Origin of the sequence: Fodinicola feengrottensis, from assembly GCF_010993775.1 — a bacterium.
Classification (GTDB): Bacteria; Actinomycetota; Actinomycetes; order Mycobacteriales; family HKI-0501; genus Fodinicola; species Fodinicola feengrottensis.
In genome coordinates this window covers 55,878-81,267 of record NZ_WOTO01000023.1, presented here as the reverse complement: position 1 = coordinate 81,267, position 25,390 = coordinate 55,878, and the positions used below count along the sequence as shown (strand labels likewise).

26 protein-coding genes and 2 pseudogenes are annotated in these 25,390 nt (G+C 66.5%); 19 read left to right on the top strand and 9 right to left on the bottom strand.

The annotated features are described in order from the left end of the window. Positions 1–17 precede the first annotated feature (17 nt). Genes GNX96_RS21695 through GNX96_RS54010 form a run of 5 tightly spaced genes read left to right on the top strand, consistent with a single transcriptional unit; the run spans position 18 to position 2,907 of the window. Positions 18–1,034 (top strand): hypothetical protein, encoded by a 1,017-nt coding sequence (locus GNX96_RS21695; protein WP_279581092.1) that lies wholly within the window; start codon positions 18–20, stop codon positions 1,032–1,034. Beyond that, complete coding sequence (locus tag GNX96_RS54015) at positions 1,025–1,150, top strand: hypothetical protein (protein ID WP_279581091.1); 126 nt, start codon at positions 1,025–1,027, stop codon at positions 1,148–1,150. Before GNX96_RS21695 ends, GNX96_RS54015 begins: the two co-directional genes overlap by 10 nt. After that, positions 1,131–1,871, top strand: coding sequence for an amino acid kinase family protein (locus tag GNX96_RS21690; RefSeq protein WP_279581090.1), 741 nt, complete (start codon positions 1,131–1,133; stop codon positions 1,869–1,871). The genes GNX96_RS54015 and GNX96_RS21690 overlap by 20 nt, the downstream gene beginning before the upstream one ends. Then, positions 1,868–2,749: a M20/M25/M40 family metallo-hydrolase gene (locus GNX96_RS21685; RefSeq protein WP_279581089.1), complete on the top strand. Its 882-nt coding sequence runs from the start codon at positions 1,868–1,870 to the stop codon at positions 2,747–2,749. Before GNX96_RS21690 ends, GNX96_RS21685 begins: the two co-directional genes overlap by 4 nt. Continuing rightward, on the top strand, positions 2,746–2,907 hold the full coding sequence (locus tag GNX96_RS54010; RefSeq protein WP_279581088.1) for a hypothetical protein: 162 nt from the start codon (positions 2,746–2,748) through the stop codon (positions 2,905–2,907). The genes GNX96_RS21685 and GNX96_RS54010 overlap by 4 nt, the downstream gene beginning before the upstream one ends. Positions 2,908–3,013: 106 nt before the next feature. On the opposite strand, the gene GNX96_RS21680 is transcribed toward GNX96_RS54010, so the two are convergent. Genes GNX96_RS21680 through GNX96_RS53995 form a run of 5 tightly spaced genes read right to left on the bottom strand, consistent with a single transcriptional unit; the run spans position 3,014 to position 6,725 of the window. Beyond that, positions 3,014–3,925 carry an MBL fold metallo-hydrolase gene (locus GNX96_RS21680; RefSeq protein ID WP_163569474.1) on the bottom strand — a complete coding sequence of 304 codons (912 nt, stop codon included), beginning with the start codon at positions 3,923–3,925 and terminating at the stop codon, positions 3,014–3,016. Beyond that, positions 3,910–5,061 (bottom strand): acyl-CoA dehydrogenase family protein, encoded by a 1,152-nt coding sequence (locus tag GNX96_RS21675; RefSeq protein ID WP_279581087.1) that lies wholly within the window; start codon positions 5,059–5,061, stop codon positions 3,910–3,912. The genes GNX96_RS21680 and GNX96_RS21675 overlap by 16 nt, the downstream gene beginning before the upstream one ends. Then, positions 5,061–5,834, bottom strand: coding sequence for an AMP-binding protein (locus GNX96_RS54005; RefSeq protein ID WP_279581086.1), 774 nt, complete (start codon positions 5,832–5,834; stop codon positions 5,061–5,063). Before GNX96_RS54005 ends, GNX96_RS21675 begins: the two co-directional genes overlap by 1 nt. Then, positions 5,804–6,478, bottom strand: coding sequence for an AMP-binding protein (locus GNX96_RS54000; protein ID WP_279581085.1), 675 nt, complete (start codon positions 6,476–6,478; stop codon positions 5,804–5,806). Before GNX96_RS54000 ends, GNX96_RS54005 begins: the two co-directional genes overlap by 31 nt. A gap of 4 nt (positions 6,479–6,482) precedes the next feature. Further along, positions 6,483–6,725: a hypothetical protein gene (locus GNX96_RS53995; RefSeq protein WP_279581084.1), complete on the bottom strand. Its 243-nt coding sequence runs from the start codon at positions 6,723–6,725 to the stop codon at positions 6,483–6,485. Positions 6,726–6,969: 244 nt separating this feature from the next. On the opposite strand from GNX96_RS53995, the gene GNX96_RS21665 reads away from it, so the two are divergent. Together GNX96_RS21665 and GNX96_RS21660 are read left to right on the top strand one after the other, a co-directional pair. Then, positions 6,970–7,656, top strand: a complete 687-nt coding sequence (locus GNX96_RS21665) for an AMP-binding protein (RefSeq protein WP_163569473.1) — start codon at positions 6,970–6,972, stop codon at positions 7,654–7,656. Further along, on the top strand, positions 7,550–8,578 hold the full coding sequence (locus GNX96_RS21660; protein WP_279581083.1) for an AMP-binding protein: 1,029 nt from the start codon (positions 7,550–7,552) through the stop codon (positions 8,576–8,578). The genes GNX96_RS21665 and GNX96_RS21660 overlap by 107 nt, the downstream gene beginning before the upstream one ends. Here GNX96_RS21660 and GNX96_RS67305 read toward each other — a convergent pair. Continuing rightward, entirely contained in the window at positions 8,565–9,674 is a 1,110-nt protein-coding gene (locus GNX96_RS67305; protein WP_163569471.1) for a ketoacyl-ACP synthase III family protein, read from the bottom strand. The genes GNX96_RS21660 and GNX96_RS67305 overlap by 14 nt on opposite strands. A 117-nt stretch (positions 9,675–9,791) precedes the next feature. Between GNX96_RS67305 and GNX96_RS53990 the strand changes: the two genes are divergently transcribed. The 3 genes from GNX96_RS53990 to GNX96_RS53980 are packed head-to-tail and all read left to right on the top strand — an operon-like array spanning position 9,792 to position 12,056. Next, positions 9,792–10,253, top strand: coding sequence for a lantibiotic dehydratase (locus GNX96_RS53990; RefSeq protein ID WP_279581082.1), 462 nt, complete (start codon positions 9,792–9,794; stop codon positions 10,251–10,253). Beyond that, positions 10,205–11,608 (top strand): lantibiotic dehydratase, encoded by a 1,404-nt coding sequence (locus GNX96_RS53985; RefSeq protein ID WP_279581081.1) that lies wholly within the window; start codon positions 10,205–10,207, stop codon positions 11,606–11,608. The genes GNX96_RS53990 and GNX96_RS53985 overlap by 49 nt, the downstream gene beginning before the upstream one ends. Continuing rightward, a complete protein-coding gene (locus GNX96_RS53980) occupies positions 11,574–12,056 on the top strand; it encodes a hypothetical protein (RefSeq protein ID WP_279581080.1) in 483 nt (160 codons plus the stop codon). The genes GNX96_RS53985 and GNX96_RS53980 overlap by 35 nt, the downstream gene beginning before the upstream one ends. Positions 12,057–12,078: 22 nt before the next feature. On the opposite strand, the gene GNX96_RS21645 is transcribed toward GNX96_RS53980, so the two are convergent. Then, entirely contained in the window at positions 12,079–13,470 is a 1,392-nt protein-coding gene (locus GNX96_RS21645) for an MFS transporter (protein ID WP_279581079.1), read from the bottom strand. A 216-nt stretch (positions 13,471–13,686) separates the two neighbouring features. On the opposite strand from GNX96_RS21645, the gene GNX96_RS21640 reads away from it, so the two are divergent. Next, on the top strand, positions 13,687–14,352 hold the full coding sequence (locus tag GNX96_RS21640; RefSeq protein ID WP_163569470.1) for a C39 family peptidase: 666 nt from the start codon (positions 13,687–13,689) through the stop codon (positions 14,350–14,352). Here GNX96_RS21640 and GNX96_RS21635 read toward each other — a convergent pair. Together GNX96_RS21635 and GNX96_RS53975 are read right to left on the bottom strand one after the other, a co-directional pair. After that, the gene (locus GNX96_RS21635) at positions 14,300–15,406 is read right to left on the bottom strand and encodes a hypothetical protein (protein WP_163569469.1); all 1,107 of its coding nucleotides are present in this window, start codon (positions 15,404–15,406) and stop codon (positions 14,300–14,302) included. The genes GNX96_RS21640 and GNX96_RS21635 overlap by 53 nt on opposite strands. Before the next feature lie 344 nt (positions 15,407–15,750). Continuing rightward, a complete protein-coding gene (locus GNX96_RS53975; RefSeq protein ID WP_279581078.1) occupies positions 15,751–16,293 on the bottom strand; it encodes a TetR/AcrR family transcriptional regulator in 543 nt (180 codons plus the stop codon). Positions 16,294–16,783: 490 nt separating this feature from the next. On the opposite strand from GNX96_RS53975, the pseudogene lexA reads away from it, so the two are divergent. From lexA to GNX96_RS21590, 8 genes and pseudogenes are all read left to right on the top strand, one after another. Further along, positions 16,784–17,442, top strand: a pseudogene (gene lexA, locus GNX96_RS21625) (transcriptional repressor LexA). 70 nt (positions 17,443–17,512) lie between these two features. Continuing rightward, on the top strand, positions 17,513–18,166 hold the full coding sequence (locus tag GNX96_RS53970) for a LacI family DNA-binding transcriptional regulator (RefSeq protein WP_279581077.1): 654 nt from the start codon (positions 17,513–17,515) through the stop codon (positions 18,164–18,166). Beyond that, positions 18,049–18,519 carry a LacI family DNA-binding transcriptional regulator gene (locus GNX96_RS53965; RefSeq protein WP_279581112.1) on the top strand — a complete coding sequence of 157 codons (471 nt, stop codon included), beginning with the start codon at positions 18,049–18,051 and terminating at the stop codon, positions 18,517–18,519. The genes GNX96_RS53970 and GNX96_RS53965 overlap by 118 nt, the downstream gene beginning before the upstream one ends. A gap of 110 nt (positions 18,520–18,629) precedes the next feature. Next, positions 18,630–19,178, top strand: a complete 549-nt coding sequence (locus GNX96_RS21615; protein ID WP_279581076.1) for a VOC family protein — start codon at positions 18,630–18,632, stop codon at positions 19,176–19,178. A gap of 1,176 nt (positions 19,179–20,354) precedes the next feature. Further along, positions 20,355–22,568, top strand: coding sequence for a protein kinase domain-containing protein (locus GNX96_RS21610; RefSeq protein WP_163569467.1), 2,214 nt, complete (start codon positions 20,355–20,357; stop codon positions 22,566–22,568). Between the two features lie 613 nt (positions 22,569–23,181). Then, a pseudogene (locus tag GNX96_RS61275) lies at positions 23,182–23,697 on the top strand (histidine kinase dimerization/phosphoacceptor domain-containing protein); the annotation flags it as partial. Between the two features lie 223 nt (positions 23,698–23,920). After that, positions 23,921–24,760, top strand: coding sequence for a response regulator transcription factor (locus GNX96_RS21595; protein ID WP_313885734.1), 840 nt, complete (start codon positions 23,921–23,923; stop codon positions 24,758–24,760). A gap of 75 nt (positions 24,761–24,835) precedes the next feature. After that, a complete protein-coding gene (locus GNX96_RS21590) occupies positions 24,836–25,381 on the top strand; it encodes a GrpB family protein (RefSeq protein WP_163569464.1) in 546 nt (181 codons plus the stop codon). Positions 25,382–25,390: the final 9 nt, after the last annotated feature.

Sequence of the window (25,390 nt, the reverse complement as noted above, 5' to 3'; positions counted from 1 at the left end):
CCGGGCGGCCATTGTCGGTGGCTCCGGCTACATCGGCGGCGAACTTCTGCGATTGTTGTTGTGTCACCCCCCATATCGAGGTGACACAGGCCAGTTCCGACCGGCTGCGCGGGCAGCGGGTGGACACCGCCCATCCCAATCTGCGCGGTCGTACGGACCTGGCCTTCTGTGGGCGCGACGAGCTGGCGGACTCCGACGTGCTGCTCTTCGCGACTCCACATCGGGCCACCATGGACCTGCTGCCCAAGCTCGCCGACTCGGCACGGCACGTCATCGATCTGTCCGCCGACTTCCGGCTCCGCGATCCGTGGCTTTACCAGCAGCATTACGGTGTTATGCATTCCGCGCCGGAGTTGATCGACGACTTTGTCCCCGGCCTGCCCGAGCTTGGCCACCGGGAGGCGCTGCGGACCGCCGACCGGATCAGCGTGCCCGGGTGCATGGCCACCGCCGCGATCTTGGCCCTGGCCCCGATTGCCGACCTGGTCGAACCGGAGGTGACGGTGGACGCTCGTACCGGCTCCAGCGGTTCGGGGGCCAGTGCCAGCACAGCGGACAGCCACCCGCAGCGCAGTGGTGCGATGCGGGTTTTCGCACCGACCGGGCACCGGCATGAGGCGGAAATCGGCCAGGCCACTGGACTTTCGGCGCGGATGACGGCGACCGGAGTGGAAGCGGTCCGCGGGGTTCAGGTGGTTTGCCAGGCACAGGCCCGAAACCCGCTGACCGAGCTTGACCTTCGGCGCGCGCTATCGCGCCTTTTATGGGACCGAACCGTTCGTACGTGTGGTAGCTCATCGCCGTGGCGCCTTCCGTTATCCGGACCCGAAAGTGCTGCTGGGCTCGAACTACTGCGATGTCGGCTTCGCCGTCGACGGGCGGCGGGTGACCGCGATGGGGGCGCTGGACAACCTCGTCAAGGGCGGCGCCGGCGCGGCCGTGCAATGCCTGAACATCCGGATGGGCTGGCCGGAAACGCTCGGGCTGGATTTTCCCGGCCTGCATCCGATCTAGGGGGGGAACGGTGGGTCTGACGGTGGTCAAATGCGGTGGCAGCGATGCCATCGACGTGGACCAGTTGTGCGCTGACATCGCGCTCGTACGCGCGCAGGGCGAGCGAGTTTTGCTGGGTGCACGGCGGTGCCGCTGATATCGCGAGGGTCGCCGCGGAACTTGGCGTACCAGCTCGCAGTCTCCGGTCGCCGTCCGGGATCACCAGCCGCTACACCGATGCGGCGATGCTGGACGTGGTCACGTTGGCGTTGGTCGGGCGGGCCAAGCCGCGGCTGCTGGCCGCGCTGTCGCGGGCCGGTGTGCCGGCGGTCGGGCTGACCGGCTTGGACGCCGCTTTGTTGCGGGCCGTCCGGAAACCCGCCCGCCGGTCGGTCACCGAAGATGGTCGGGTGCAGCTCGTACGCGATGACCACAGCGGCCGGATCGTTGCGGTTGAGCCATTATCGCTGCAGGTTCTGCTCGACGGCGGCTTGCTGCCGGTGGTGTCGCCGCCGGCGAGTGCCGCCGATGGCACCCCACTCAACGTCGATGCCGACCGGGCCGCAGCCGCGATCGCCGGCGCTCTGAAGGCGGATCGGTTGGTGCTTCTCACCGCCGCGCCCGGGGTGCTTGCGGACGTACAAGATCCGGACAGCCTGCTGTCGTCCTTCGCGTTGCCGGCGGACGGCTCGCTGGACCAGGTCGAGCATGCCGCTTCCGGTGGCATGCAACGAAAACTGGTGGCGGCCCGGGAGGCGTTGCAAGGTGGCGTCCCGGTCGTACGCATCGCCGACGGCCGGGTGTCGCGGCCGCTGTCCGCGGCGTTGTCCGGCGCCGGTTCCGAGATCACCATCGCCGCCGAGAGCAGGGTTTCATGATCAGCGATGCCGCCGCGACCGACCTGCTGCACGAGATGGTGGCCATCCCGTCGCCGTCCGGCGGCGAGCAGAAGTTGGCCGAATTCCTGGTGAACCGGCTGCCGGAGCTCGGATTTTCGGCTCGTACGGACGAAGTCGGCAACTTGATCGCGGATATCGGGACCGGCACCGGGCCGACGATCATGTTGCTCAGCCATCTCGACACCGTTGACCGGCCGATCCCGGTCTATCGCGACCAGCACGCGATCCACGGCCGTGGCAGCGTCGACGCGAAAGGCCCACTGGCCGCGATGATTTGCGCGGCTGCCCGACATCCGGATTTCGCCGGCCGGATCAGGGTGATCGGTGCCGTCGAGGAGGAATGGCTGGCTCGCGGCGGTCACCACATCGCCGAAACCCTGGCCCCACCGGATCGGCTGGTGATCGGCGAACCGAGCGGTTGGTCGAGCGTTGTTCTGGGTTACAAAGGCAAAATCGACCTGACCTACCGGATCGAGCAGGAGCCCACCCACTCCACCAACCCGCAGGCCAAAGCCAGCGAGCTGGCCGTACTTTTCTGGCAGCGGCTGCTCACCACGCTCGGCCCAGAACTGGACCACGGCTCCTTCCAGAAACCGGCCGCCACCCTGCGCGCCATCACCGCCACTCCAGAACTCGCCGAACTGGACGTCGACTGTCGCGTACCACCCGGTTTCGACTTCGACAGCTTTTCCGCTGCCCTCCAAGGTTTCGCGGGTCCCGGCGAGCTCAACATCATCCGCTACATCCCGGCGGCTCGAGCCCCCCGCGGCAACCCCGTCGCCCGCAGCCTGTCCGCCGCCATCCGCCGCGAAGGCGGCACCCCCGCCCGACCCTCAAAACCGGCACCTCCGACATGAACACCGTCGCCGGCACCTGGCCCCCGATCCCGATGGCCGCCTACGGCCCCGGCGACGGCACCCTCGACCACGGCAACGAGGAACACATCACCATCGCGGAATACCTGCACGGCGTCACCGTACTCACCGCCGCCCTCTCAGAAATGACCACCGACTGAAACCCCTGCCTCCAAAACAGTGAGTGCCGGACAAAGTCCCGCACTCGGCGCTGAGTGTGGGATAAAGTCCCGCACTCGGCGACAACGGCGGCCAGCGTCGGGAGAGTTAAGTGAGTTGCCGGGTGGCCCATAGATGGAGGCCGGCGGCGTTCGCACTGTAGCCGCCGGTGGAGGCGAAGCGGGCCGGGTTTTCCAGCGGCAGACCCTCCTCCGCACCGAAAAGCCGCAACAGCTCGGCCTCCAGGGCGGCCGCGTCCTGGCCGTCGGCGACCGCTTTCTCGGCGGCCGCGCACCAACGGCCGAGCCGGTCGGTCAGATCGGCCAAATACGGCAGCGGCTCAGTTACCACGCCGAAATGCGTGAGAACCAGCCGTGCCGGCGCCAGCGCGGCCATCCGGTCCAGGCTTGCCCGGGAATCGGCGGCGGAAAAGGACGGTGGTGGGGTGCTGGGCCGGGGCGTACGCATTTCCGGCAGTCGTACGCCGGCCGCGTCGCCGGTGAAAAGGGTTCCGTCGCTGGTGTCCAGCACGGCCACGTGGTGTGGCGCGTGGCCGGGAGTGTGAAGTGCGGTCAGTTGGCGCTCACCGAGATCGACCGTGTCGCCGTCGGCGAGCACTCGGATCCGGTCCGCCGGGATCGGTGTCATGTGGCCATAAACCGTGTCCATGAGAGGTCCGTGCACTTGGCGCGCGCTCGCCTCCAGCCGGCTCGGGTCGACGAGGTGCTTGGCGCCCGACGGGTGCACCATCACCGTGGCGGACGGGAATCGGCGGGCCAGTTCGCCAGCGCCGCCGGCGTGGTCGAGGTGGACGTGGGTGACCACGATCGCGGCCAGGTCACCCGGACCGATGCCGAGCGCGGTCAACGCCTCGGCGACTCTTTCGCCGGCCAACCCAACACCCGACTCGACCAGTGCCGGCCGCGATCCGGTGAGCAGGAAAACCCCGTTGTGGTCGGGGGTCGCCGGCGGCCATTCCGAGTCCAGTACGAGCACGCCGTCGGTCAGCTCAGGGAGCACTGTCGCGCCCCAACAATTCCCGCGTCACCACGAGTTTGGTCGCGTTTTTCGGTGCCGTCGGCCAGTTGCAGCCCAATAATGTCGCGCAGCCGGCGGGCCAGCGGCGCGTCCTCGCTGTAGCCTTCGTGACCGAAGGTGATCAGCGCCTGGTTGGCCGCCTCCATCGCCACCTTCGGCGCCCACCATTTGGCCATGTTCGCCTCGGCCCGATGCCGCAATCCCGCGTCGTTGCGCCACAACGCCTCGTACGTGAGCAGCCGTGCCGCGTGTACGAGGGTGGCCTGTTCGGCCAGCGGAAACGACACCCCCTGGAATTTTCCAATCGGCTGTCCGAAAGCCTGCCGGCTGCCGGCCCGCTCGTACGCCTCACGCAAGGAAGCGCCGGCCGCGCCCAGAGCCATCAGTGAGATGAGCGCCCGCGAGTAGTCGAAGCCGCGCATCACTTGTACGAAGCCCAAACCCGGCCCGCCGACCACCTCGCCGGCACCGACCGGCAAGCCGTCGAAAACCAGCCGCGATCGGCGCGCCGCCCGTGACCCGAGGTCGTTCATCGACGTACGAGTGACTCGCGGATCGTCCAGCGCGGCATAGAAAGCCGTGATGCCGGTCGCGCCTTCGTCACCGGTACGCGCGAAAATCAGCCCATGCGTGGCGTACGCGCCAATCATGATCGACGTTTTCTCGCCGGTCAGCCGCCACCCGTCGCCGTCGGGCTCAGCGGTCATCTGGATGTGTGCCGCGTCGGTGCCGTGTTCGGGCTCGGTCAGGCAGAGCGCCACGATCGCCTCGCCGGCCGCGATCGGTGGCAGCCAGCTGGTTTTCTGCGTTTGATTGGCGTTGGCGTGCAGAACGCCACCAATCAGCGCCGCGTTGAGCACTGGGTAGCCGACTGCCACATCGCCGGCGGCCAGCTCTTCCAATACCAGCCCGGTGGTGACGGCGTCCCGGTCGGTGCCGCCGTACTCGGTTCCGATTCGCAGCCCGAAAAGTCCTTCGGCGGCCATCGCCGGCAGCAGCTTTTCCTCGTATTGCGAGGCCTGGTCCCGAGCGGCCGCGCCGGGCGCGACCTGTTCCTGGGCAAACGCTGGGACGCGCTTGGCCAACTCGAGTTGGTCAGCGGTGAACTCGAAATGCATCAGACTTCCCCCGCCAGCTGCTCACGCAGTACGAATTTCTGCACCTTGCCGGACGGCGTCTTGGGCAGTTCGGTCACCAACTCCAGGCGTTCCGGCCAGTATTGTTTGGCCATCCCGGTCTCCGCCAGATACCCGCAGAGATCCGCCAGTGTTGGTGCGGTTTCCGCGGGAATGACCACTGCGCACGCACGTTCGCCGAGCCGTTCGTCCGGATAGCCGACGACCGCGATCTCCTTGACCGCCGGGTGCCGCAGCAAGGCCGCCTCAACCTCGACCACCGGGATCTTTTCGGCGCCTCGGTTGATCAAGTCCTTCACCCGGCCGGCGATTCGTACGCCACCGTGGCCGTCGTCCCGCGCCAGGTCGCCAGTGTCGAACCAGCCGTCGGCGGTCATCGAAGCCGCGTAGAGCTCGGGCCGACGATAATAGCCGAGACATTGTGCGGCGCCCCGGCACTGCAACCGGCCAATGGCGCCGGCTGGTACGGGCTGGTCCTGAGCGTCGACGATCCGTACCCACATTCCGGGCACCGTGCTGCCGTCACTTTCGGCTGCCCGCAGGGCCGGATCCTCAGGCCGGGTGATCGTGACGCCACCGTTTTCGGTCATTCCCCACAATGCGTAAACCCGGCACCCGAGGACTTCGGCCGCGTTTTCCACCAAAACCGGCGCTATCGGAGCGCTGCCGGTGGCGAAGGTGGCCAGCGCGGACAGGTCCCGGCCGGTGCTGCGCTGAGTGGCGATCAGGTCGGCCAGAAACGTCGGCGCGCCCATGAAAAAAAAACGTGACTTTCTGCTCTTCCAGAATGCGCAGCATGAGATCCGGCTGCCACTGGTCCACTTGGACGGCGGTGGCGCCGAGCAACAAGGGCATCAGCAGATTCCAGGTGAAGCCGGCCTGGTGCGTGGTCGGCGACCCCATCGCGGTGACCTCGTCCGCGGACAGGTTGCAGCACGTCCGCCTGTGCTTTGTCAATCGCATAAAGGGTGTTGTGAGTGTGGGTCACCCCTTTGGGCTCGCCGGTGGTGCCGGAGGTGAACATCACCTGCGCCACATCGCCGGCTTTCGCCTCGCGTTCGTCCAACAAAGCTGCCGGGAATTCGGCCGTACGGTCCCGGCCATAGAGATCGCGGTAGAAGTCGACCACAGCGGGGTCGTCGGTGGGCACATCCTCGCCCACCAACACCCGATGGCGCAGGGTTGGCACCGCCGCGGCGACCTCGGCGGCCATCGCGCCGTAGTCGAACCGGTGCCAGCTGGTCGGACCGATATAGACCGGACTTTCGGTGACACCCAACATGAATTCGAGCTCGCGGCGGCGCATGGTGGGCAACACGGGCGAAACCGCGGCACCGGCCCGCGCGCAGGCCAGGATCAGTGCGCACAGCGGCCAACCATTGGGCAGCTGTACGGTCACCACGTCACCAGGTCGTACGCCGAGACCAAATCAGACCGGCTGCCAACCGGTCAACTCGCCGCGACAATTCGGCATAGCTGAGCACGTCCGGCTCACTGCCGTCGATATGCCAGCAGACCAACGCGGTCTTGGTGGGAGTGGTTTTCACGGCACGACGCAGGTCGTCAATGATGGTGCCGTCCCGCCACCAACCGCTTTCCAGGTATTCCGGTGCATCACCGCCTGGTCTCGCCTCGATAATCGACAAGGCAGCAACCCTTTCCGGTCCACCGGTACGGACAATTATTGTCCATGGCCGATAGTCATCGTATGGGCTGGTGGCGGATATCCTGACGGGATCACGAAAATGACCACTACGTTGGCCCATAAGGGTCACTATGAAGGTGAAGTTATCGTTGCATTGACGCTTTGACCACTTTGCCCGCCTAAGGCGGTTTTCGGGCAGACAGACAGCTTTGACTCAGCGCTAACGGACAAGAGGTGGTGTGCCGATGGGGCAGAAAGAATCCGATTATCGTGCGCTCGGGCGGTGGCGCGACGAGACGTTTCTGGACGATCTAGAAAAAGATGTCCGGATCCGGCCGGACAAGGTCGCGGTGATTACCCGGCGCATCGGTACGGGCGAAACCCACAAGATCACGTATGCCGAGCTTTCCCGGTTCGCCGATCGTTGCGCGGCCGCGATCGGCGCGCTCGGTCTCCAACGCGGCGACACCCTTGCGGTGCATCTCGACAACCGCTGGGAGATCGCCCCGCTGGCGTTGGGGTGTTTGCGGGCCGGCGTACGAATTTGCCCGTTGGTGCCGGTTTACCGCCACCGCGAGCTGTCGACCATGCTTGGCCTCACCGAGGCCAGCGCGCTGATTACGATGTCCGAGATCGGTGGCGACGACCTCACGTCGATGATCACCGAATTGCTCGCCGAGCTGCCGACGCTGAAACACGTCGCGGTCGCTGGTGACCGCAGGCCAGCCGGCACCCTCGACTTCGACGAGTATTTCTTCGGTACGCCATGGGAGCACACACGCATCCGTGCAGACCGCGCCACTGGAGCCGGACGACCCATATCTGGTGCTTTTCACGTCCGGGACCACCGGCGAGCCGAAAGGCGTGCTGCACAGCCAGAACACCCTCTACGCGGGTGTGCTCGCGGAGATCGACGTGTTCGGTCTGGATGACTCGTTGGTGGTTCTGACGACGTCGTCGTACACGCATTATGTCGGTTTCGTGCAGGGCATGCTGCTGCCCATCCACCTCGGCGGCACGGCGGTTTTCCAGGACACCGGCGAAGGCCACGCGGTGGTGGACCTGGTCGCCGAGCACGACGTGACTTTCCTTTACTCGGCGCCAGCTTTCCTGCGTGGCGTGCTGGATGCCCAGTCCGAGCGGCCCCGCGACACCGCCGCCCTGCGGGTGCTGGTGTCCGGTTCGGCGCCGATTCTGCCGCAGTTCGTGGACGAGGTGCGCAAGGCCTTCGGCGTACGGCTGCATTCGCTTTTCGGCATGACCGAGAACGGTCCGGTCACTATCAGTCGGCTGGAAGACCCGGACGACTGGGCCGCGCGCTCGGATGGCCACCCGACGCCCGGCACCGAGGTCCGCATCGAGGAACTGCCCGAACAACCGGACGGCGGCGGCGTGCTGTGGGTTCGCGGCCCCACCCAGTGCCTTGGCTACGACCGGCGCGAGGACGTGTACGCGGCTTCGGTGGACGCCGACGGCTGGTTCACCACCGGCGACATCGCCCGCCCGGACGGCCGTGGCGGCATCCGGATCGCCGGCCGGGCCAGGGACATGATCCTGCGGCAGTCGTTCGTGGTGCCGGTGAGCGACCTGGAAGCGCTCACCGCCGAGCTCCCGAAGGTCCGCGAGGCGACCGTGGTGGGCTACCCGGACGGCCTCGGTGACGAGGTGATCTGCGCGATCGTCACCTGCTACGACGCCCCAGTCACCCTCGATGAGCTGCAGGAACACCTGCGTACGGCGGGGATGACCAAGACCTACTGGCCGACCAGGTTGGAGATCCGCGACGAGCTGCCCAAGACCGCGATGGGCAAGGTCCGCAAGACCGAGCTGCGCGCCGAACTCATGGCGGGCTGAGGCGTACGTACGTCTGCATCGACCAACGGGTCGATGCAGACGCTCTCAGCGCTGGGGCGTCCAGTCCGGGCGCTCGAGGATCTCCAGGACCGCGCAGGACCAGGCCATGCCGATGCCAATGCCCACCAGCAGGACCTGGTCGCCGGCGTTGACCTGGTCGTTCTCCAGCAGCGTCGGCGAGCCCGAGGAACTGGTCGGCGGTGCCGATATGGCCGGTGCGCCGGCCCCATTCCCAGGTCGTCACCGGCAGTTCCAGGCCGAGCGGTGCCAGGTAGTAGTCGGTGATAGTGGCCAGCGAGACGTTCGGGAAGACCACCCGGGTCACATCCGACAGCTTGCGGCCGGCCTCGTCCAAGGTCCGCTCGACCGCGTCGGTGAGCCCGTCGACGGACAGGTTCTCCTTGCCGGCGAGTTGCCCCTGTTCCTTGTACGCGCGACGGCGGCTGCGCAGGTCGATCGGCCAGCCGGCGTGCCCGGGCTCGGTGCCGAACGGCTCGCCGGCCCGGTTCAGCCCTTCCACCACGGTGTCGCTGACGGTGGCCGCGGCGAGCAGCCGGGCGAAGCCGCCGGTCCGCGACAGCACGATGGCGGCCGCGCCATCTCCCCACACCATGTTCCGGGTATCGGCGCCCCACCGGTCGAAACCGGGTGGCTGGAAGCGGTCGGCGCACGTCACCAGCGCGGCCGGCCGCTCGCTCCCGGCCGCGACGTAGTTCGCCGCCAGTTCCAGGACGGCGACGCCATTGGACATCTGTTGTACGTCCAGGGCCGGCGCGTACCGACCGGCATTTCCCAGTAGCTCCCGGTGGATATAGGAAGCCGGCGGCCAGAAATCAATACCCTGATACCAGGACGAAGCGTGCAGTAATACCGCGACCTCTTCCGGTCCTACGCCGGCTCGCTCCAGCGCCAGCCGGCCGGCCGCCCGTACGGCCATCTCCGGTGGCGAGTCCTGGTCGGCGACGGTGATTTCCGCGTAGTCATTGGCAACCGCGGCATCGGCCGGGTAGCGGCCGTCGGCGATCGCCTCTGCAACGTTTACCGCCGGTGGCAGCCAGCCACCGACCCCGGCGACGAACAGACTTTCGTAGCGCATCAAAGGTCCTTGGCATTATTGATGATTGGGTATGCCAACGCATGTTAGCCGTTTATATTGGCGGTCATGCCTCGTCAGGAAAAACAGCGATCCGACTCGACCGCACATTTGGTCCCGTTGCCCGGCACCGACTGGACTGTTTGGCGGGACGCCGTGTTGCGGACCGGCGGATTCCCGGCTGACGGACTGATCCGGCTGGCCGCGCCGGAAGTGGCCACGCTGGCCGATGAGGCACTGGAATCGGGAGACTATAAGGCATTCTTCGAGGCGTACGAACGGGCAAACCTGCTCTCCAGCGCCGCCATCTCGGAGATCGCCGGCGATCCGTTGTTCCGCGAGGCGGTCGCCTGGCAGAACCCAGCGCTGGTGCCGATTCTGGCCACCGTCGCGGCGGATCCGGCGCCAACCGGGAACAATCGGGCACGTCACAAACGGCGGGCTCGGGAGCTGATGGTCGCGCGATATTGGCAGCGGTACTGCGCGAAGAACGAGACCATCGGTTTTTTTTTTTCCCGGTCACCTGGGGTGTGGTGGACCCGCAGGCGCCGGCCGTACGGGTCAGTGCCGGTCCATCGCTGACCCGGTCCCGGGAAACTTTCCTGGAATACTGGGCACTTGACCGGTACTGTGATCAGCTGGCCGCTGATCCGGTGGTGCGGCCGTGGCTGCCGGTGACGATCCAGTCGCACCTGAGCTTCGACGAAAATGCCGCGGTGGTCCGGCATCCGGACGGGCCGATAGAGCTTTCCACCACGGAGGCCGCGCTGGTGGCCCGCTGCGACGGCCGCCCGGCGATGCACGCGGCCGCGCTGGACCTGGTCGACGACGCCACTGAAATGCTTGCGGTGTTGGACAAACTTGCCCAGCGCGGCATTGTTCGCTGGGGCGTTGACATGCCGTACAACCCGCGGGCCATTCAGGTCCTGCGAGCCACCGTTGAGGCGATCCAGGAGCCGGTCGCCGCCGAGCGGGCGCGGGCTGGGTTGGACCGGTTGGAGGCGGCCCGGGACGCGGTGAGCGAGGCGGCCGGTGACCCGGACCGGCTGGCTGCCGCGCTCGCCGTGTTGGACTCCGAGTTCACCGCGGTCACCGGTGCGGAGCCCGAACACCGGGCCGGGCAGATGTACGCCGGCCGTAAACTTTGTTACGAGGAAACGGTTCGCGATGTCGACCTGGTCGTCGGTGGGCCGTTGCTGACCGCATTGGCAGGACCGATGGCGGTGCTGTTGCCGGCCGCGCGCTGGCTGTCGGCGACGGTGGCGCGGACGTACGACGACGCTCTTCGTGATCTTTTCCTTGAACTGGCCGGCGATGCGAAAGAACTGCCGCTCAGCCAGTTCTGGGGGCCCGCGCAGGGATTGCTGACCGGTTCTGGTCGGCCGGCGGACCGGGTCGCCGTCGATTTTGCGCTAAAATGGGCGACACTGTTTGGACTGGACACCGCCGGTCCTGGCACCCGCCGGATCGAGATTCGCAGCGCGGACCTGGCAGCTCAGGTCGCCGAGTTGTTCCCGGCCGAGCGACCCGGCTGGCCCGGCGGCCGGATTCACAGCCCCGATCTCCAGATCGCCGCGACCAGCGCGCAGGCGCTGGCTCGGGGTGAATTCAGCATGGTGCTGGGGGAGATGCACGCGGCCTGGCCGACCCTGGACTGCGCGGTTTTCGTGGACCGGCACCCAGATCCGGAAAGCCTGTATGCGGCCGCGGCCGCCGACATCGGCCCGCAGATCCGGCCGCTGTATCCGACCGACTGGCCGCGCTACACCGCGCGGATCGCGCCCGTGCTGGGGCGTACGGACGAGCAGTTTCGCCTTTGCCGCGGCACCTGGCGGCGACCCGGCCCGGCTGCTGCCGATCACCGCTTTCACCTTGATGGAGCGCGAAGGCGTGGTGGTTGCGGTGGGTGCCGATGGGTCCAGCCGGCCGCTGGCTGATTTTTTCGCGCTACTGATGGGATGGCTGGCCACCGACGCATTCCGCCTCACTTCCGGCGGCGCGTACAGCCCGCGGGTCACGCTGGACCGGCTGGTCGTTGGGCGGGAGACGTGGCGCACGACCGTCGGCGAGACTGGCCTCGGCAAGGTGGTTGGCCAGCAGGATCAGTTTCTCGCCGGCCGTCGGTTCCGGCGCCGGATGGGCATGCCGGAGCGGGTTTTCGTACGGTTGAGCAGCGAGATCAAACCGGTCTACGTGGATTTCACCAGCCCGCGCTACATTTCGTCCTGCTGCGCGATGTTCCGGGCGGCTGGCGACGACGTGGGCGTGGTGTTCTCCGAAATGCTGCCGGAGCCGGACGATGCCTGGCTGCCGGACGCCGCCGGCCGCCGGTATTTTTTCGAGCTACGCCTTCAGTTCCGTGACCCAGCCGCGCCGGCCGGCTGACCGCGTACCACGGTCACCGCGATCACCAGCAACACGATCGAAAAAACTGTGCCGGCAACAAAGGCACCGCGAATACCGGTGACCAACCCGTCCAGTTTGTCCAGGCCGGCCAGTCCCTGGCCGGCCGCCGCGAAAACGGTGACCTGGACCGCGACCCCGAGCGAGCCGCCGAACTGCTGCATGCTCTGCAACGCACCCGAGGCGGCACCGGACTGCTCGGCCGGCACCTCGGCGAGGACGACAAACGTGAGGGCGACAAAAAAAGCAGTCCAGCGCCCAAACCAGTCAGCACCATCGGCGCCAAAATGGCCGAGACATAGCTGCTCTCACGGGAAATCGTGCACAGCCACAGCATTCCCGCGGCGGTGATCACCGCGCCGGCCACCAACATGGGCTTGCGGCCGGTACGGGCCATCACCCGGCCAGTCAGTCGGGTAGCGGTGACCAAGATGATCGTGCTGGGAAGGAAACCCAGCCCGGTGGCCAGCGGCCCGACACCAAGCACGTCCTGCATGAACAATGGTACGAAAAACATGTAGCCGCTCATCGCCGCGGTCAGCAGCAGCCGGATCGCGTACGCGCCGGCGCGATCTCTGTTCGCGAAAAGGCTCAGCGGCATGATCGGCTGTTCGGCGCGGGATTCCACCAAAAGGAATGCCCCGAGAAGCACGATCGCGGCACTGAAGGAGCCGAGGGTCACCGGAGCGAGCCAGCCTTGCGAAGAAGCGGCGATAAAGCCGTAGACGAGCAGGACCGGTCCTATTGCTGACAAAAGTGCGCCGACCGCGTCGAACCGGCCGGAGGAGCGCGGTGACTCCGGCAGCACCAGTGGCGCGAGAATGGCCACCGCCAGCCCGATCGGTACGTTGATCCACATCACCCAGCGCCAGGACAGGGTGACCAGCGCACCGCCGACAATCAGCCCCAAAGCCATACTGCTCGCCGAAACCACGGCAAAAACGGTCAATGCACGTACGCGCGCGGGCCCTTCGGCGAAAGTCGTCGCGATGAGTCCGAGCGCGGTCGGCGCCGCGATGGCCGCGCCCACACCCATCACCGCGCGGGCCGCGATCAGCCAACCCGCGGTTGGTGCCATGCCGCCGATCGCCGCCGCGACGGTGAACAACAAAACACCGGCGACCAGCACCCGCCGCCGGCCGAGAATGTCGCCGGCCCGGCCGCCGAGCAGCAACAAGCCGCCAAAAGTCAGCGTGTACGCGTTGACCACCCACGAAAGATTCCCGGTCGACAGTGTCATGGCGGCCTGAATCTTGGGCAGCGCGATGTTCACGATCGTGCCGTCCAGCACCATCATCAGCTGGCAACACACGATGACCGCGAGGGCGAGCCCCGGATGGGCGACCCGTCCTGCCGAAGTGTTCACCGATCCATCGGTGGCAATACTTTTCGTCATTGTCCGCTTCCTATCACGGCTTTCGCACTGATAGTGTGGGTTTCCGGACCAATCTGCCCGTACCGGCCGAGTGTGCAGACTGGTCGGGGTGCGAAATGTCCAGCGATGCCGGCCTTTCTTGGAGCGCTTTTGGCTGAGGCTGAAACAGGCAGCGCGATCGTTGGCGGTCGCCGCATCCTGGCCGCACGGTTGTCACTGTGGAGGGATGGGAGAACGGTGATCAAACGTCAGTTTATGGTGGCGATAGTGGGGGCCACCGCCTTACTCATGGGCCTGCTGGGTTTTGGCCCGACGACGGCCAGCGCGTCAACCGATGCCATGGTGCCGGCGGGGGTTCTCGGGGCCGTGCCAGCGACCGCGAAAACACTGTCGTACAAATGGGAACGGCAGAAGTACGACTACAACTGCGGGCCGACCGCGACGAAAATGGCGCTGAGCGCCCGGATGGCATCGCCGCCGTCGCAGGACACCATCGGTGCGTGGGAGGGCACCGACGAGAATGGCACCGACGACATTTCCAACGTTGTTTCCGCGCTCAACCACTACCTGAACACCGGTTGGTACGCGCGAAAGCCGATCAGCGATCCACCCACGGCGGCGCAGCGCGCCTTGCTCAAGCAAGATCTGGTTTTCGATATCGACCACGGCTACGCGATGGTCGGGAATGTGGTCAGTGGCTGGCGGCCGCCGGGCTATCCGAGCGGCACGATTTACCACTACGTGGCGATTGTCGGCTATGCGAGCAGTGGCGACAGTGCCGTCATCGCCGATCCGGCCGGCGCCGGCCCGACCGGTTCCAGCTGGCACAATGTGCCCAAGCAATACACCATCAGCACGGCCAATCTGGCCACCTGGATTGGTGAAAAGGCTTACGCGGCTTGAGATTCGCTGGCCCGGCCTGAGGGTTGGGAAACACGGCCCAGGCCGGGTCAGCGATTCGGTGCCCAGTCGCGAGCGGACGTGAGAGCCAGCTCGTGGTAGCCGTACAAAGCCAGCAATGATCCGTCGTGACCCGGCACGCTGAAGCTGAAAACGAGTACGGGGTGTCGTTTCGGCCATGTGGAGTGGGATAGAAGTCTTCGACCGTGCCGACCGGATGCCCGGCCAGGGAGATTTCGTCGGCGATCTCCATGGTGTCGAGATCAACGATGACGATCAGCCCGTTGGACGAATTCCAGCTGGCATAGCCGTCAGGCAGCAGCTGTACGTCATTGCCGGCTCCGTCGTCGGTTTCCTCGTCCGGCTGCACTTTCGCCCACTCCAGTCGTCCTGATTCTTGGCCGCTCGGCCATTCGACCCGTACGAGCGCACTTTCCTGCGCATAGACGAACCAGTCGCCCTCTGGTCCGAAGACCGGCGGAGTGTGGTCTTGGGAGCAGGGCAGTACTTGGTGGACGAGGCTGGTGTTTTCCTTGCGAAACAGCCAACTCTGCTGGCCGTCCTGGCCGGTCGCGAACCAGACGACCATCGAGTCGTTGTCGTACGACTCGTACGGCGCGACGGCGGAGCCCCAGAACGGATCGGTCACGGTGACTGTACGCAGGACGTGATTTTCCCTGTCGCGTACGTCAATGGTCACGTTATGAGTAAAGCCGGCCGTTTCACCGCGCTCGACTGCCGTCACCCAAAGCTCGCCGTCCGAGGTCCATCGACACGAGTCCGCTCCCGGAACCGCCGCGGCGACGTTCTTCCCTTGCGGATCACCGATCCGCAGCACGTCCGCGCTGATCCAGGCCCAGGTCACCCCGTCATTGGCCAGCGCGACAGCGGAAATCCTTCCCAGGTCGACCCGCTGGACGATCTCCAGGGTGGGGCTCAGAACGGTCGCCTGTCCCTTCGCGGAGGCGGCCAGGAATCCACCGGACCACGGGTGAACGTGATATGCCCGATGGTCGAGCGTACGGCTGGCCGAGACCGGAACTTCGCGCAATGCCATGCGAAGCAGGCTACTGAGCAGGTCAGCCCAGACGGCAGGCCTGCACGTAGCCGGCGTCGTCGAGATTGACGGTGATCCGGTCCTTGATGTAGAGCGGTGGCGAGTTCGCCCGGGTAGATGGCCTGGATCTGCTGGGCCGGGCGGCTCGCCCGCAGGTCGTCGATCTGCATGCCGATCGTGCCAAGGCAGCGGTCTACAGGCGCGGCGACAGCGGTGGCCGGCAGCAGCAGGGCCACCGAGGCAACGGCCACCGCGGCACCGATCGCGATCTTGACGTTCATGTCCCTTGCCTCCGTAGACAGCCCGACAAATCGGGTTAAATCTATCCCAAAGTTACAGTAAGGTCACTCCAGGAGGTCGGCGAAGGCCGCGGCCGCCGCATCGGCGTGGGTGGCGTCCGGGCTCACCATCCGGTCCAACAGCAGCCCGTCGAGGGCATCCAGAATGAGATCCGCCAGCACTGGTACGCGCGCATCCGGCACGCCCAGTTCGGTCAGCGCCGTCCGGAGCAGTTCCAGCCATGGCGCGCGTAACCGCTGATGGGCGGCGGCCCAGCGGCCCGGCTCGCGGATCGACAGGACGCAGAGCTCCAAATAGAGCCCGGTGGTGCCGGCGGTGCCCGGATCCTTGAGTCTTTCCCAGGCATAGCGGACAAGTTCTGGCACGCTCGGAATGTGCAGGTCTGGCGCGTCGAAGTTCCTGACCATCTCCTGGTTGGCCAGTGCGAGCACCTCGGCGATCAGGTTTTCCTTGCTGCCGAAGTGATAGATCAGCATCCGGTCGCTGGTGCCCAGGGCCGCCGCGAGCGGCCGGAGCGACAGCCCGACCAGGCCTTGGTCCAGGACGTACGAAAGGGCCCCCTGGGCGAGTTCGGTGCGGCGCTCCACGACCGGAAGTGTAGCAACCGCTTCACATCTGATGTAGCGACCGCTACACTGGCTGCGGAACCGAAAGGAGAACCCGATGCGTACCCTCTTGCGTCTGGACGCGGCGCTGGAAACCGTGCTGGCCGCCGCTTCGTTGATGCTCGCGTACCGACTGCTGGGCACCGACCGCTGGACGCTGCCCGGCTGGCTCGGGTCGCCCGCGTTGGTCGCGTTTGCGCTGGTGCTGCTGGTTGTGGCCGTCGCGCTCGGCTGGCTGTCGGTACGTCCGGAGGCACCGGTCGTACGGATGATCGCGCTGGCCAACGGGATGACCGCGGCGATCATGCTGGTCTGGGGCCTCGCCGGCCTGGGCGCGGGCGGCCAGTTCCGTACCCTGCTGGCGGTGGCCGGCCTGCTGCTAGCGGTGCTGGCCGGCGCCCAGTTTTTTGTTTGCGCAGCGGGACGACGGCCCGGTCCGGGACCGGGAAACCACCTCTTCTACCATTCGCGAGTGACCGCTGATCTCGACGCTTTTGAGCATCTGGACACCTCGACCCTGCCGGAACGGCAGCGCCGCATTCTGCTCGCGATCCGGGACTGGGTGGTTCGGTACGGCTATTCGCCGAGCACCCGGCAGATCGGCGACGCGGTCGGACTGCGGTCCTCGTCCTCGGTGTCCAAGCACCTCGCGAGCCTGGAGGAAGGCGGTTTTCTGAGGCGCAGCTCTCGACAATGTCGCGACCCATCGACGTCCGGGCCTTCCTGCCGGAGGCGCCCACCCGGGAGGTCTCCGATGACTCGGTCACCGTGCCGGTGGTGGGCGACATCGCTGCCGGCACCCCCATCTCGGCCGTCGAGCACGTCGACGACCTCCTCAAGCTGCCTCGCGAGCTGACCGGCCGCGGCAACGTTTTCGGTTTGCGCGTACGCGGAAACTCGATGGTCGACGCGGCGATCTGCGATGGCGACCTCGTCGTCGTACGACAGCAACAAGAGGCGTATTCAGGTCAGATCGTCGCCGCGATGATCGACGAGGAAGCCACCGTCAAGGTCTATCGCCGGCGTAACGGTCACGTTTTCCTGGAGCCGCGCAACCCCGAGTACGACGTCATCGACGGTGACAACGCTGTCGTGCTGGGCATTGTCGTCTCGGTGTTGCGCAGCGTCTGAAATCACTCGGCTTTTCGACCCGGCGGGTAAGGTGAGGCCCGGCGAAAAGCGAGTGTGTGGTGGAGGCTGGATGGCGGTCACGTTGCGAGAGGTCGCCAAGCTCGCTGGCGTGTCCGTACGGACGGTGTCGAACGTCGTCAATGGGTTCCATCACGTCGCGCCGCAGACCCGGGCCCGGGTGCAGGAAGTGCTCGACCGGGTGGGCTACCAGCCGAACCTGATGGCACGGACGTTGCGCAGCGGGCGGTCCGGGATGATCGCCTTGGTGGTCCCGGAAATCGACGTTCCCTATTTCGCCGAGTTGACCCGGTCGATCATCGGCCAGGCCGAAGCGTACGGCTACACCGTGGTCGTCGACCAGACCGACGGGGATGCCGCTCGTGAGCGGGAAGTGGTGCTCGGCGGCGCACGGGCCGCGTTGTTCGACGGCCTGATCCTGAGCCCGGTGTCAATTACCGTCGACGACCTGCGGCAACGCTCCGGGGGCCCGGTTGTCCTGCTGGGCGAGCAAATCGTTGACGGCGGGTTCGACCACATCATGATCGACAATGTGGCCGCGGCGTACACGAGGCGACCACCCATTTGCTGGGGCTGGGGCGGCGGCGCATCGCCGCCATCGGTTATCCGTCGGGGGAGTGGGACGGCACGACCACCATGCGAGCCCAGGGTTATCTGCGGGCGCTCGCGGAATGGGATCTTGAGGCGCCGGAGGATCTGCTCGTGAGTACGCGGTACTTGCACCGGGCGGACGGCGCCGCCGCGGCGCGGCAGTTGCTGGCGCTCCCGGAACCGCCGGACGCGCTGCTCTGTTGCAATGATCTGCTGGCGTTGGGCGCCCTCAAGGTCGCTCATGAGCAGGGCCTGGCGGTTCCCGAGGACCTGGCCATCGTCGGTTTCGACGACATCGAGGACGGTCGCTACAGCCATCCGTCGCTCACCACGATCAGTCCGGACAAGGCCCAGATCGCCGCGCTGGCCGTCGAACGGCTGATGCGCCGGCTGCGGGGAGAGGATGCCGAGCCCACCGAGTTCGTCGCCAACTACCAGCTCGCCGTCCGGGCCAGCACCGTCGGCTGAGGTGTTCGTTGCCGATGGAGTCGTGTTTGTGCGTACGGGCGGGCCTCCTGCGCCAGCACGATCTTTCCTAGGCTCACCATGGACGCAGTGGTCATGAGGAAGGAACACGCATGAGCTTCCCGAGATTCGAACACCTCGGCATCGTCGTCGACGATCTTGCCGCCGCCGTGGCTTTTTTCGGCGAACTCGGACTCAAGCTGGAAGGCGAGATGGCGCTTGAGGGCCGCGCGGTCGATCGCATCAACGGGCTCGAGGGTGTCCGTACGGACATGGCGATGATGCGGACTCCCGACGGCAATGCCGCGCTCGAGCTGCTCAAGTACAACGAGCCGCCGGCGCCGGCCGGCGACCAGCGGGCTCCGTCGAACGTGCCTGGCCTGCGTCATGTCCTTTTTGAAGTCAAGGACATCAAGGACCTCATCGACCGTCTGAAGCCGCACGGCGGCGAACTCGTCGGCGAGCTGGTGAACTACGAGGACAGCTGGTGGCCTGTGCTACCTCCGAGGCCCTGCCGGGATCATCGTCGAACTGGCCGAGCGCATCAGCTGACCGTCCGTCAGCTGGCGCCGCCACAGCCTCCGCAGCCGCTCCCGCACCCCCTGAGTCGCCTCCGCTGCATGACGAGCCACTGCAGCCCGCCGCTTTGTTGCTGCTCTTGAGTGGGATGCCGGTAGTGAGTTCGATGCTGGCCGCCTGGGCGAACCGCGGGTCGCCCGGCCAGATCGCGGCACCGCCGTAGGTCGCCACGATCAAGCCGACTGTCGCCGCGGCGACAGTCGGCCAAGCCGTCTGCGCCAGGTGGGGCGGGAGCTGCCGACCGATGCGCCGGACCACGGCGTCGCCGCGTACGGACAGTCGACGGCCGTACAGGAGCCCGACGACCGCGGCAATGCTGGCGATGACGAATACACAGAGCGCGAATCCGCGTGGGTTGTCGCTGTCCAGCGGCGCGATCGACATACGGATGCATGCCAACACGAAGTAATAGGGAATAGCTGCTAAGGCCAGCACGAATAGCGTCACGGTGAACCATTTGTAGGCCTCGGAAGGGAAAGCCCCCCGTGTGCTCGCAGGCGCTCCTGGAGATCGGTGACGGCCCAAGTCACGCGGCCCGCTTCGGCGATGTCGCTGAACCGCAGTCCCGGACGCTGAGCCAGCTCCGTCCACACCGCGGCATCCAGCTGGCTGTGGCCGGGCAGGGGCCTCTCGGACCACCCGCAGCAGGTAGTGCCCCTGGCGGTCCTGGACGACGGCAGCAGCCGGTACGGGCGGAGCGATGCCAGGTGGCGGCGCGTCGTACGGCACGGCCGCGATTGACCCAGTCACGTAAAGGAACGCGGTCGAGGTGAGCACGGCCGCTTCCCTACCGCCGCGCAGGAAAGCAACGTCCTGCATCGGTGGGATCGCGATCGTACGGCTGCGGATGGCTACCCAAATCATCCTGGACCCCCTCGCCGTGAGCGCGAGGGAATCCACCAGACAGAGCACGACCACCCCGACGACGACCAAGGTACGAATGGTCATCCGCATCCCTCGTGCCTGCCGACAAAGAGTGCCAGCGCACCAATCGCAAGCTCCATACGGTGAGTGTCGCCAGGGAGACCGGCCAAGTGCGTGCCGTTACCCGATAGGTGGCCCGGGGCACCCGTGACCAGCCCCGATAGGGCACAGGTGCGCTTGGTCATGCAACCGTTTATCGTCCTATTCGCGTCATTGGCCGCCGGCGATCGAAAGGGCATGCGCGAAAGTGCTGACGCGCCTCGGAAAGCATCGGAAACACCACGGCCGGCCTAGCGTTGGGATTCGTGAATGGCGCGCCGGTTGGTGTCGGAAGTGTGATTGCTGGGCGTTACGAAATCCTGGCCTGGATCGGCGCCGGCGGCATGGCGACCGTGTGGAAGGCGCGAGACACGGTCCTTGACCGGCAAGTCGCGCTCAAGGCCGTACGGCTGCCCGCGGAACTGCCCGACGCCGCTCGGGAGGACAGTTTTACCAGGCTGCGGCGCGAAGCCCGGCTGGCCGCCAAGTTGCACCATCCGTCGATCGTCCAGGTCTACGACGTACTGACCGTCGACGAGCAACCGTGGATTGTGATGGAGTTGTTGGCGGGGCGCTCCTTGGACGACATTATCCAGGAGGACGGTCCGCTGTCGGTCGACGAAGCGGCCGCGATCGCCATCACGTTGCTGGATGCTCTCGGCGCCGCCCATGAAGCCGGTGTGCTGCACCGGGATGTCAAGCCCGCCAACGTGATGATTGACGGCGAGGGCCGGGCGACGTTGACCGATTTCGGCATCGCGTTCCAGCTTGGCGATGTCTCCACCACCGAAACGAGCTATGTGCTCGGCTCACCGGCGTATCTTGCGCCCGAGCGTTTGCATGGTGACGAGGTTGGTCCGTCCAGCGACCTCTATTCGCTGGGCGCGACCATCTATACGGCTGTGGAGGGGCGGTTACCGTACGCGCGGATCGACCAGTTGGTGACTTTGGCGGCCGTGGTCACCGATCCGCCTGACCCGATGCGGCGGGCCGGTTGGCTGGAACCGGTTTTGTTGGGCATGTTGGAGAAGGACCCGCACCGGCGATGGTCGCCTGAACGCACCCGGCGGGTTCTGACGGCCGGCCAACGATCGGCGCCACGGACTGCCTCCCGCCGGCCGGTCGACGCTCGTACGTCGACGCCGAAACCGGTCAAGACCGATGCCCGCGTCCTGCCACCGACAGATTTTCCCGCGGGCCAACCGGGATCAGGAATTCGGCCCAGCATGATGGTGACGATCCTGGCCCTGGTGCTGGGTCTCGGGATACCGATTTTCGGCTCCACGGCGCTTTACCTTCACGACACCTGGCTGAAGAGTTCGGCGAGCCGGACCGATCCCCCGTCGTGGGTGGATATCCCGTCTCCGTCCACCCGGCCGACGCCGAATGCCTTGTCGATTCCCTCGTACGCCATCGAGGGGGCCCCGGTGCCGGTTCCTGATCCCGCCAGCAAGGACGTGTTGTTGCTCGGGTACGACGTGCGACTGCATGGCGGCAATGTTTTCGTACGACGGATGACACCTCGGAACGGGAACACCGTATGGACGGGGCCGGACTTCGGTACGACCGGGGCCGGGCTGGTGTTGGCGGTTGCCGGCACTTCGGTGGCGATTAACCGAAACACGGTTGTCGGCTTCGACCCTGCCACTGGCGCCGAGCGTTGGCGCAAAACCCTGGCCGATGACCTGAAGCCTTCTTGCGACGGCCTGTGTGCGGCGGTCGTCGGCGACCACGTCGTGGTGCTGAGCCTGGATGGCACGCTCCAGTCATTCGCGTTGTCCAATGGAGCGCCGGCATGGAAGGCGCGGGTGAGCTCCAGCACCCAGTATTTGCATGCCGGCGGGGGAATGATTGCCGTCGACGACCCGACTGATGGGACGCCGGAGGTACGCGGCCTGAGATTCTTCAACGCCGCGAACGGCTCGGCTCGGACGCTGGCGCCGTCCTGTGGCGTTTTTGGCGGGACGGCCCACCCGAAACACCTCGAAGACTGGAGGTTCAGCACCGACAACCTGTCCCTGATGGTGGTTTTCACCGGCGCGTTCACCTGCTTGCAGGGTTATGACGTGGCCAGTGGCGCTAAGCGCTGGGAGCACACGTACCAAGGAGGTGGCCCAGTGCCGGTCGCCTGGGGCTCGACGCAAAGCAGTCAGGTCGGCGGCACCGAATGGACCGACAGTCCGAATCCGGACGCGCGGCTTTGGTTGGCTGACCCGTCCACCGGGGAAGTCCGAGAGCTGATCGGCAACACCGGCTATGTCCTGCATCCGCACGGGATTGTGAACGGTGTGGCTATTGTCGAGGCCACCAAACCGGCCGAAGCCGGGTACCTCTGGGGAATCGACGTCAGCAGCGGCCGCCGGCTGTGGCAGCAGCCGAGCCGAGTCCTACCGACACCAGCCAGCCAGTTGGTCAGCGTCGGTACGACGACGGTCAGCGTGATTTTTCCTGTGCGGGTTTCCCGGTGGACGGCGACACTGGCGGCTGCCACTACGATTCACTCAACCTGAAGTCCGGTGCCGCCTTGTGTGCCGCGCCTTTCCCTTACGGTGGGCCAATAGCCAATGTTGTAGGGGTCATTGGCAGCTCCGGTTATGACCTGGTGCAGTTGCCCAACGACAGTCTCGTGGTGGTGGACACCGCGACAGGTGTTGTCACCCATCTATTCAACGGCCCCTGACGCGATGTCCTGGCCGTGCATGGCGCAGGTTTAGCAGCTGGTGCCGGTGGCGTAAGAGCGGCCGCCGCCGCCACGGTCAGGAGTTTTGCTATCACCGCTCCAAAGTGCCCCCTCGATGAGCTGCGTACATCGGCGTACGTGCCGAGATCCGCGGTCCGACCACGGGCTGGTACGGGCCGCGGCGGATCAACCTGCGGTCAGAGGCGGCGCCTGGCCGCGGCGGATATCGTCGCCAGGTGACCGAGCTGCTGCCGCCGAACCGCCCACTGCGGGCGTGGGAGCTGGTCGCGCTGGACAGTGTGGTCGCGCTGGCGTACGCGGCGGTCTTCCTATTGAGCGCGCCCGCGTCCATCCGGATCGGGTGGTTCTGGGAGCTGGCGGTCACCGCTCTCACCGTGGGCATCGCGGTGCGCCGTTCCGCGCCGTTGCCGGTTTTCCTTGTCATGTTCGCGGTTTCGGTGGCGATGTACGTGGGTGGCGCGGATGTCGACTCGTTCTTCGCGAGCGCGTACGTACGTGTTCTACCTGGTCGCGTTGCGCGACCGCGTACGCCGAAAGGCGTTGACCGTCACGGTCGCGACGTTGAGCGCCGCCGGGCTGGTGCTGGGCCTGGTCGCCGGCGGACCGATGGTCGGCCGGCAGGTTTCCCAAGCGGTCCTTGGAGCGGTCGCGCTCGGCACGGCATGGACGCTGGGCCGGTTGGTCCGCGACCGGCGGACCGCTCGGCGTGTTGCGGCCGAACAGCTGGCCGAGCGTGCGGTGCGGTGCTGGACGAGCGGTCGCGGATCGCCCGTGAGCTGCACGACATCGTGGCGCACAGTATCGGTGTGATCGCGGTAAAAGCCGGCGTCGCCAACCACGTGATGCGAGCCCAGCCCGAGGAGGCCGAAAACGCGTTGCGGGACATCGAGACCACCAGCCGGGGTGCGCTGGCCGAGATGCGGCAGCTGCTGGGTGTCCTGCGTGCCGAGCCGGTCGAGCTCGGCGCGCCGCCTCGCGTCGCGGGCCTGCCGGACCTGGCCGCACGGGCCGAGACCGCGGGCGTACGGGTCGAGCTCACGGTCGACGGCGTCGGGGCGCTGCCGGAAGGTCTCGACCTGACCGTCTACCGCATCGTGCAGGAGGCGCTGACCAACGTGACCAAGCACGCGGCGCCGGCATCGTGCCGGGTGGTGATCAACGGTGACGGGCGCGAGGTCCGGGTCGAGGTCACCGACGACGGCACCCGCGTCTCGTCGGGCGAAGGTGGTCACGGCCTGGTCGGCATGCGGAACGGGTCCTTATGTACGGCGGATCGTTCGCGGCCGGTCCGCGGCCGGACGGCGGGTTCGCCGTCAGCGCGCGACTTCCGTACCAGCCGGTGCCAGCGTGATCCGGGTGTTGGTGGCCGACGACCAGGCGCTGCTGCGCGGCAGCTTCCGCCTGCTCGTCGACTCGGCGCCGGACCTCGCCGCGATCGGCGAGGCGGTGACCGGCGCCGAGGCGGTCGAGCTGGCTCGGCGCGACCAACCGGACGTTGTCCTTATGGACGTACGGATGCCGGAGATGGACGGCGTCGAGGCGACCCGGCGGATCTGCGCTGAGCTGCCGGACGTACGCGTACTCGTCCTGACGATGTTCGACGTGGATGCGTCCGTCTACGCGGCTTTGCGGGCCGGCGCGAGTGGGTTCCTGCTGAAGGACACTCCACCGGCCGACTTGTTGGAGGCGATCCGGATCGTCGCGGCCGGCGACTGCCTACTCGCGCCATCGGTGACCCGGCGGCTGGTCGCGGAGTTCGTCCGGATGCCGACCGAGCCGCCGCGTCCGGTCGGGCTCGACGCACTGACCGGCCGTGAGCGCGAGGTCCTGACCCTGGTCGCCCGCGGTCTCTCGAACCCCGACATCGCGGTCCAACTGGGCCTCGGAATCGGTACGATCAAGACACACATCGGCCACCTGTTAACGAAACTCAACGCCCGTGACCGCGCACAGCTGGTGATTTCCGCGTACGAAAGCGGCCTCGTCGCCGCCCCTCGCTAGCGTTACCCGCAACGAAGGCGGGTTGGCCCGTGGCAGCAAAACTGCGGCGGTCGCCGAACGTACTAGCGTGGGCTCATGACTGGCGCTGTCCCCCCGTGGGCCTATGAGAAGGCAGAGGTGCACGCCCATGATCGCCGGTGGACTGAGACGGCCCGGATCGAGTGCTCCCGATTGGCCCGATTGATCGGACCGTGGTTGGTCGATGGTGTCGAGCATGTCGGTTCGACAGCTGTTCCTGGGCTTGCCGCCAAGCCGATCATTGATCTCATGGCGTCGGTAGCCGATCCCGATGTCGTCGTCGCCGAGGCGTCGGAGCGGCTCGCCGCGGATGGGTGGTGTTATGTTCCGCCGGAGCTGGATCAACGGCAGTGGCGACGATTTTTCGTCAAACCGGACAGCACCGGACAGCGACGGATTGCCCACCTGCATGTGATCCCCTCGGGCCATCCACGCTGGGCGGAGCAGATCGCCTTCCGGGATGCGCTTCGGCAAGACAACCGGCTGGTGAGAAGCTACGAGGACCTCAAACGGCGGCTGGCGGATCAGCACGGGCACGACCGTGAGGCGTATACGAATGCCAAGGCGGAGTTCATCGCAGAGGTGCTCCAACGCGGGTCCTAGCCACTTGCG

What these genes read in the sequence shown, in the direction of transcription:
- GNX96_RS21645 (WP_279581079.1), bottom strand. Translation starts at nt 13,470, where the DNA reads ATGACGAAAAGTATTGCCACCGATGGATCGGTGAACACTTCGGCAGGA.
- GNX96_RS54010 (WP_279581088.1), top strand. Translation starts at nt 2,746, where the DNA reads ATGAACACCGTCGCCGGCACCTGGCCCCCGATCCCGATGGCCGCCTAC.
- GNX96_RS21635 (WP_163569469.1), bottom strand. Translation starts at nt 15,406, where the DNA reads ATGGCATTGCGCGAAGTTCCGGTCTCGGCCAGCCGTACGCTCGACCAT.
- GNX96_RS67305 (WP_163569471.1), bottom strand. Translation starts at nt 9,674, where the DNA reads ATGCGCTACGAAAGTCTGTTCGTCGCCGGGGTCGGTGGCTGGCTGCCA.
- GNX96_RS21665 (WP_163569473.1), top strand. Translation starts at nt 6,970, where the DNA reads ATGGGGCAGAAAGAATCCGATTATCGTGCGCTCGGGCGGTGGCGCGAC.
- GNX96_RS54005 (WP_279581086.1), bottom strand. Translation starts at nt 5,834, where the DNA reads ATGGGCGCGCCGACGTTTCTGGCCGACCTGATCGCCACTCAGCGCAGC.
- GNX96_RS21675 (WP_279581087.1), bottom strand. Translation starts at nt 5,061, where the DNA reads ATGCATTTCGAGTTCACCGCTGACCAACTCGAGTTGGCCAAGCGCGTC.
- GNX96_RS21615 (WP_279581076.1), top strand. Translation starts at nt 18,630, where the DNA reads ATGAGCTTCCCGAGATTCGAACACCTCGGCATCGTCGTCGACGATCTT.
- GNX96_RS21685 (WP_279581089.1), top strand. Translation starts at nt 1,868, where the DNA reads ATGATCAGCGATGCCGCCGCGACCGACCTGCTGCACGAGATGGTGGCC.
- GNX96_RS21590 (WP_163569464.1), top strand. Translation starts at nt 24,836, where the DNA reads ATGACTGGCGCTGTCCCCCCGTGGGCCTATGAGAAGGCAGAGGTGCAC.
- GNX96_RS53970 (WP_279581077.1), top strand. Translation starts at nt 17,513, where the DNA reads ATGGCGGTCACGTTGCGAGAGGTCGCCAAGCTCGCTGGCGTGTCCGTA.